Genomic DNA, 6,708 nt, shown 5'->3' on the forward strand with positions numbered 1-6,708 from the left:
TTATCAATTCCTGAAAGCTACTAAGATTTTAAGAAAAATAAGCAACAACCAAGTACGATAATAACAAGAATGGTCAGCGTATCCTTTAGAGTCCATTTCAATTGTCGGTATTGACTTCTGCCTTTTCCACCCTGATAACCACGCGCTTCCATAGCGATAGCCAAGGAATCCGCACGTTTTAAACTTGTTGCAAAAAGAGGAATCAAAATGGGAATCATCGCCTTTACTTTTTGAACAATGCTTCCTTCACCAAAATCCACTCCACGCGCTTTCTGTGCATTCATAATCCGCGTCGTATCATCCATCAAGGTTGGGACAAAACGTAGACTCATGGACAGCATCAATCCAATTTCATGAACTGGAACTTTCACACGCTTTAAAGGTGCTAATAAAGCTTCGACAGCTGAGGCCAAACTTAAGGGCATGGTCGTTAAGGTTAACAAAGTTGAAAAGAAAATAATCAATACAAAGCGACAAAAAATAATTCCAGCTTGTTGCAAAGCATAATCCGTGATTCTCACAAACGAAAACTCAAATAAAACATTCCCATTAGAAATGAAAAATAGTTGAAAAATAGTTGTGAAGGCAATCAAGAAAAACATAGACTTCAAGCCCTGAATAAAAAATGAAAGAGATACTCCTGACAAGGCAATAAATATCCCTGTCGCTATAAAAAGAATTAAATTCGTCAAGGGAGTATTAGCCCAGAAAACGATTAAAATCAGTAACATCATAGCAAGCAATTTGCTACGTGGATCCAATCGGTGAACAATCGAATCCCCTGGGATATAACGCCCCAAAATCATACTATCCATTTAGCGACTCCTTGAACTCCTCTATCTTAATCGGTAATCGTTTAAATGACACGCCTCTATCAGCCAATCGTTTACAAAAGGCCGTAATTTTAGGTACTCCCAACTGCACTTCTTCCATAAAGACAACATCTTGAAAGACATCACTTGGCTTACCACCCTTAACTAGACGTCCCTTTTCCATCACATAGACTTGATTCGCATATTCAGCAACATCATCCATCAAATGCGTTACCAAGACAATGGTCATCCCTGACTGGTGGAGTTTTTTGAACAAATTCATCAACTCTTTTCTACCCAGAGGATCCAGGCCTGCTGTGGGTTCATCTAAGACTAATACAGCTGGCTCCATGGCAAGTATGCCTGCAATGGCCACACGTCTCATTTGTCCCCCTGACAGCTCAAACGGGCTACGATTTAAAAGTGATTCATCAATTCCAACCAGAGCCAGTTTCTCACGCGCAATCTGCTCCGCATCTTCCTCAGAAACTCCAAAATTTTGCGGTCCAAAAGCAACGTCTTTCAAAACCGTTTCTTCAAAAATCTGATTTTCAGCAAACTGAAATACCAAGCCAACCTGTTTTCTAATTTGACGAATATCTTTATTTTTAGAAGTCGAGGTGATTAAGGTATCAAAAACCCTCACACTCCCTTGACTTGGCACCAATAAACCATTTAAGAGTTGTAAAATAGTTGATTTACCACTACCTGTGTGCCCAATTAAAGCCGTATAAGAACCATCTTCAATCGTCAAAGAAACATCCGACAAAGCTGTTGAAGATAAGGGAGTCCCTTCTTGATATGTAAAACTCACATTTTCTAGAGCAATTCCCATAATTTATCCTCTAGCTCACTTTCTGTCAAATAATTTTCAGGTAAATCATAGCCATTCTGGCTCAAAGAATATTTTACTTGATTGGCAAAAGGATCGTCTAATCCAATTTGATCTAAATCATTTCGAGAGAAAAGTTCTCTTGGGCTACTAGTTGATTCAATTTCCCCTTTTTTCATGACCAATACGCGGTCACTCATGGCAACTTCTTCCAAATCATGGGTAATAGAAATGACCGTCATATCATAGTCTTTCCGAATTCCCTGTACTGTCTCAATCAGTTCTCTACGCCCCTCAGGGTCCAACATACTCGTTGCTTCATCTAAGATTAAAATAGCTGGTCTTAGGGCTACAACACCTGCAATGGCCACACGTTGTTTTTGGCCACCTGATAGACGCGCCGGCTCTCTCTTTTTAAAGTCCAACATGCCAACCAAATCTAGAGCTTCCTCCACTCTCTTTTTCATTTCTTGACGAGAAAGACCCTGATTTTCCAAACCAAAGGCTACATCATCTTCAACAGTCGCTCCAACAAATTGATTGTCTGGATTTTGAAAAACCATACCGATTTGACGACGTATTTTCCAAACATTTTCCTCAGTCAACCGTTGACCATCTATTACAATCTCTCCAGATTCTGCTTCCAGTAAGCCATCAATTAATCGAACCGTCGTTGATTTACCACTACCATTATGCCCTACAATCGAAAGCCATTCTCCACGTTTCACGTGAAACGTAATATCCTTCACATCATAGTATTCTTGACTTTCCTTATAACGAAAAGAAAGATTTTTTACATCAATTATTGATTTCATTTCGAACCAAATGTCCCTTTAAATACATAGGCACTACCCTTGAAATAATCATAGCCAGAGTAGATAGTGAAAAACAAGGCCACATAAAGTAGAACTTGACCAAGCAAAGTCCAATGTAATAGCAAGAAAATAATGGCAAACATCTGACTAAAAGTTTTAATTTTTCCAGGCATTGCTGCTGCTAAAACTGTTCCACCAGTTTCAACCAATAAAAGCCTTAAACCTGTCACAGCCAACTCACGACAGATGATCACTGCAACAATCCAAGCTGGAGCCATACCTAACTCAATCAGCATAATAAAAGCCGACATAACTAGTAACTTATCCGCCATAGGATCTGCAAATTTACCAAAATTACTGACCACATTCCATTTACGAGCTAAATATCCATCTAAATAATCTGTAATACTAGCAATAGCAAAGATAATAGCTGCCACTATATGACTCTCTATCGAATTTCCTATCGTTAAAATAAAGATAAAAATAGGTATAAAGAGAATTCGACCTATTGTTAAAAGATTGGGAATTTGTTCTTTTTTCATTCGTTTTTCCTTAATTTTTAGTAAAGGTTACAGTGATTTGTCCAGTCTGAGCTGTTAATTTCGATAAATCAACAGTCTGATTATCTACTGTCAAAGCAACACCTTTTACAACACCTAAGGTAATTGTTACAGGACTTTTAGTTGCAACTGTTGCTTCTGCACTTTTCTTCTCTGGCGATAAGGTTACACCGCCCTCAAGTTCGCTTTCTGAAACGCTGACCCAACTTGTAACATCTGAAACTGCCAATTGCAATTTAACTGTTTCCTTACTTGTCTTATAAGCGATTTCTACATGATTTCCTTCACCTGATACACTTATAGCTGATTCTATACTAGAAGAACTGCTAGATGAACTACTACTTGAGGAGTGGGGAACAGAGCTAGTTGAACTTATTGAACTTGTTGATTGAACCACACTGTAATTAGAAAGAGAAGGCCCCTCTGGTTGAGTTTGAATATAGTTCCAAACATAATAGGCCACAAAAATTAAAATAGATAAGGCAAAAAGGATAAAATAAAATAAAGGTAAAAAGGATGGTTTTTTCTTATTTTTCTTACTTGAACGTCTGCGCCCTGTCAACTCGTCTTCATCAACATCTACTTCCTCATAAGTAATCATACTCCCAGAATCATAAGCATCCAAGACAATTTGGTCATCTAACTCAACAGCCCATGCATATTTTCTCAAGAAAGAACGCGTGTAAAAAGGACTTGGAAGTTGATCGAAATCGTCTGCTTCCATTGCTTCCAACATATCTAACTGGATTTCTGTCTTTTTCTGCAATTCATCTAAACTCAATCCCTGATTGATTCTAGCTAATCGTAAAACCTCACCAATTGTTTTTTTTCTCATACTTGTCATCCCTTCTTTCTAGTGTCTATTATGATAGGTTACTACGATGGGAATATTGTGAAATCAACTATATCCCCTTCATCTATTAAGTGATGCCCTGCTTCAAGGACATCCTCTAAAGTAATTTCCTGTAAAATTTTCGGCAAATCAAAAATTGTCTCACCATGTTCAAAAGCATCATATTGCGTTGCAAGCAATTCAAGAGAGTTCATGCTACTGAAAAATTCTCCAAACATCTCTCTTTTGATAATATCTAAATGATCCTCTGTAATATCTAAATCCTTTGTAAAATTACGAATGGCCTTCCTAAATTGATGGGATAAAGCAACTGGCTCTTTCGTATCCATTGTCAACATAACAAAATGAAAACGACTTGTTACTTCAATTTCAAGAGATAAGGAAGCATCTATTTTACCTGATTCATAACATTTTTGAAAACGATCCGAAGTCCAACCAAACATCATTGCAAACAATAATTTTAATAAAATATGATGTCGATAGCAATCCGCCTCAGCAACTTCTCGCTTACCTCTAACTCCAATCGCTAGTTTGGGAGAAGATACTTCCATTCTCATACTGTCTGTTTGCTTTACAGCCTGTAAAAGAAACTTTTCTCTTGCTAGTTCCTGAACATCTAAATCTTTCAGTTTTTTTCTTTCAAAATAGTCCTGTACTTTCTCTACATCAAAATCACCAACTAAAAACAGAGACATGTTTACAGGTTTGTAAAATCTTGCAAAATTTTCTTGCAAATTAGTTAGATTTATTTGGGAAATGGACTCCTCACTTCCAACTATATCCGTCGCTAAAGGTGTACCTGGATACAAATTCGCTAAGGTTGAAAAGAATAAACACGAATCTGGATCATCTTGATACATTTCTCGTTCTTGCTGAATAATATCCTGCTCTCTTAAAATGGAATCTTCAGTAAAATGTGCTGATGTTACCAATTCATCAAGTAAATCTAAATTTTCTAAAAAATGATCCGTTGCTGAAAAAAGATAGCTTGTTTTTGTAAAACTTGTAAAGGCATTACTATCTGCACCTAGACTCGTAAAAGCAGACATCAAATCGCTAGAATCTTCTCTCTCAAATAATTTATGTTCAAGAAAATGAGCAATTCCCGCAGGATATTCTTTTACATCTCCGTCAACTTCTGTGACAAGCGTATCTACCGAACCAAACTGTACAGTGACACTCCCGTAAACCTCTTTAAATTCCTTTTTAGGCAAAAGAACAACTGTTAATCCATTTGACAAACGAGTTCGATAAATCATTTCTTTTACAGCTGGATAGTATTTTTCTTCAAAAACAACCTTTGTCATTCTATTCCTTCCATAAAGTAAATCGCCTGTAGTTTCACATTATTAGCTGCTCTACAAATAGCATCTTTGTCAACTTGCTCGAGTTTTGCAATCCAACCTTTAAAGTCTGCTGAAGATTTTCCAAGTAAGGCATTTTGATAAGCACGTTCAATCAATGAACCTTGATTATCTTGAGAAAGCAACAAAGACCGACGAATCATTTCCTTGGTCTGCTCTAGCTCAAGCTCTGTAAAATAACCTTTTTTTAAATCAAGTAATTGATTATTCATCATTTTTCGAGCCTGATTCCTATTTTCTCGATTGATACCAGCATACATTCTCAAGAATCCACTAAATAAATCAAGCTGACTTGAAATGGTATAAGCTAATCCAGCATTTTCACGGACATTTGTAAAGAGCTTAGAATGAGCAAATCCACCAAGTAAACCATTCATTACAATCATGGGTAAATGTTGCTCATCGCCATATTCAGCAGAGCAATAATATCCCAACTCTAAAATAGACTGTCCCACATTTTTCCGAACCATACCTTCCTGAAGGATATTGGAATAAGGTTGACAATACTGAACCTTCATATCTCCTTTTCGAGCTTTAAAGCCAAATGATTCTAATACATTTTGAATTTCAACCTCATTAAAATCACCTAGGAAAAAGAAATCTATTCGATCATTGGCCAAAAATTCTTGGAAACAAGAATAAGAACTTTGTGGAGTTTCAGCTAAAATACGATTTCGTAAATCACTATATTCCAATTGAAGACGTTCATCATGAAAAAACAATTTATCCAATTCTTTATGTGCAAAATAAAAAGAATCATCCATATCAGCTGCTAAACTTGCTAGCAATTGTTTTTTCTCAATTTCAAATAAGGCCGGATCAAACCCATTATCAACTACTACGGGTGAAAAAAGAGTTTCTTTTACAAGTTCCAAAATCTGAGAAGTTAGCACGTTTTTCCTACTTAAAAACTCATCACGAACATAGGTAAATGTCAATTCTATAATGTGGCTTTGCCCTCTTCTGAAACAATTGGTTGACATATCTGTACCGTATAGACTGGCCAAGTGTCTCCTCAAATCTTGAGAAGTGGGGTACATCTGATTAGCAGTCTCTAGCATACTTGCACTCAACATGTGACCTGCAATCGTATCAAGGGATAATGGAGCGGTAAAACGCACGGTAATTTTGTTTGTTTTAAACTTTTTTGATTGGATAAAATGTGTTGAAATTCCATGCACTAACTCCATGATTTACCTCCTTATATACAGACTTCTATTATATCACGAAAACCTGAAATTTTCTTGTTCCCTGTAACACTTTTGAAATAAAAATCGCTTACATTTCTAGCTGTCTCTCTCACTATTTTTAGGAAAATATGGTATAATACCAAAGATTGAGGTGAATTATGGAATACAAATTATTTGAAGAATTTATTACCCTCCAAGCACTACTCAAAGAACTTGGAATTACACATAGCGGAGGAGCTATTAAATCATTTCTCTCTGAACACCCGACTTTATCACTTAAAA

The 6,708-nt window shown here is 36.6% G+C and carries 8 protein-coding genes; 1 reads left to right on the forward strand and 7 read right to left on the reverse strand.

All coding sequences use genetic code 11. From position 1 onward, the window contains the following. Nucleotides 1-20: 20 nt before the first annotated feature. The 7 genes from B4W83_RS08075 to yfmF are packed head-to-tail and all read right to left on the reverse strand — an operon-like array spanning nt 21 to nt 6,426. On the reverse strand, nt 21-815 hold the full coding sequence (locus B4W83_RS08075; protein WP_000377904.1) for an energy-coupling factor transporter transmembrane component T family protein: 795 nt from the start codon (nt 813-815) through the stop codon (nt 21-23). Further along, entirely contained in the window at nt 808-1,647 is an 840-nt protein-coding gene (locus tag B4W83_RS08080) for an energy-coupling factor transporter ATPase (protein WP_000510426.1), read from the reverse strand. The genes B4W83_RS08075 and B4W83_RS08080 overlap by 8 nt, the downstream gene beginning before the upstream one ends. Beyond that, entirely contained in the window at nt 1,632-2,459 is an 828-nt protein-coding gene (locus B4W83_RS08085) for an energy-coupling factor ABC transporter ATP-binding protein (protein WP_000835726.1), read from the reverse strand. The genes B4W83_RS08080 and B4W83_RS08085 overlap by 16 nt, the downstream gene beginning before the upstream one ends. Next, nucleotides 2,456-3,001: a CDP-diacylglycerol--glycerol-3-phosphate 3-phosphatidyltransferase gene (pgsA, locus tag B4W83_RS08090; RefSeq protein ID WP_000712127.1), complete on the reverse strand. Its 546-nt coding sequence runs from the start codon at nt 2,999-3,001 to the stop codon at nt 2,456-2,458. The genes B4W83_RS08085 and pgsA overlap by 4 nt, the downstream gene beginning before the upstream one ends. Nucleotides 3,002-3,011: 10 nt before the next feature. Continuing rightward, nucleotides 3,012-3,854 carry a cytoskeleton protein RodZ gene (rodZ, locus tag B4W83_RS08095; RefSeq protein ID WP_001227966.1) on the reverse strand — a complete coding sequence of 281 codons (843 nt, stop codon included), beginning with the start codon at nt 3,852-3,854 and terminating at the stop codon, nt 3,012-3,014. A 41-nt stretch (nt 3,855-3,895) separates the two neighbouring features. Continuing rightward, the gene (yfmH, locus tag B4W83_RS08100; protein ID WP_000170199.1) at nt 3,896-5,179 is read right to left on the reverse strand and encodes an EF-P 5-aminopentanol modification-associated protein YfmH; all 1,284 of its coding nucleotides are present in this window, start codon (nt 5,177-5,179) and stop codon (nt 3,896-3,898) included. Continuing rightward, entirely contained in the window at nt 5,176-6,426 is a 1,251-nt protein-coding gene (gene yfmF / locus B4W83_RS08105) for an EF-P 5-aminopentanol modification-associated protein YfmF (RefSeq protein WP_000424266.1), read from the reverse strand. The genes yfmH and yfmF overlap by 4 nt, the downstream gene beginning before the upstream one ends. 158 nt (nt 6,427-6,584) lie before the next feature. Between yfmF and B4W83_RS08110 the strand changes: the two genes are divergently transcribed. Next, nucleotides 6,585-6,708, forward strand: a 124-nt coding sequence (locus B4W83_RS08110) for an RNA-binding S4 domain-containing protein (RefSeq protein WP_210433153.1), incomplete at its 3' end; no start/stop codon positions are given.

The organism is Streptococcus pseudopneumoniae ATCC BAA-960 = CCUG 49455 (genome assembly GCF_002087075.1).
Lineage (GTDB): Bacteria > Bacillota > Bacilli > Lactobacillales > Streptococcaceae > Streptococcus > Streptococcus pseudopneumoniae.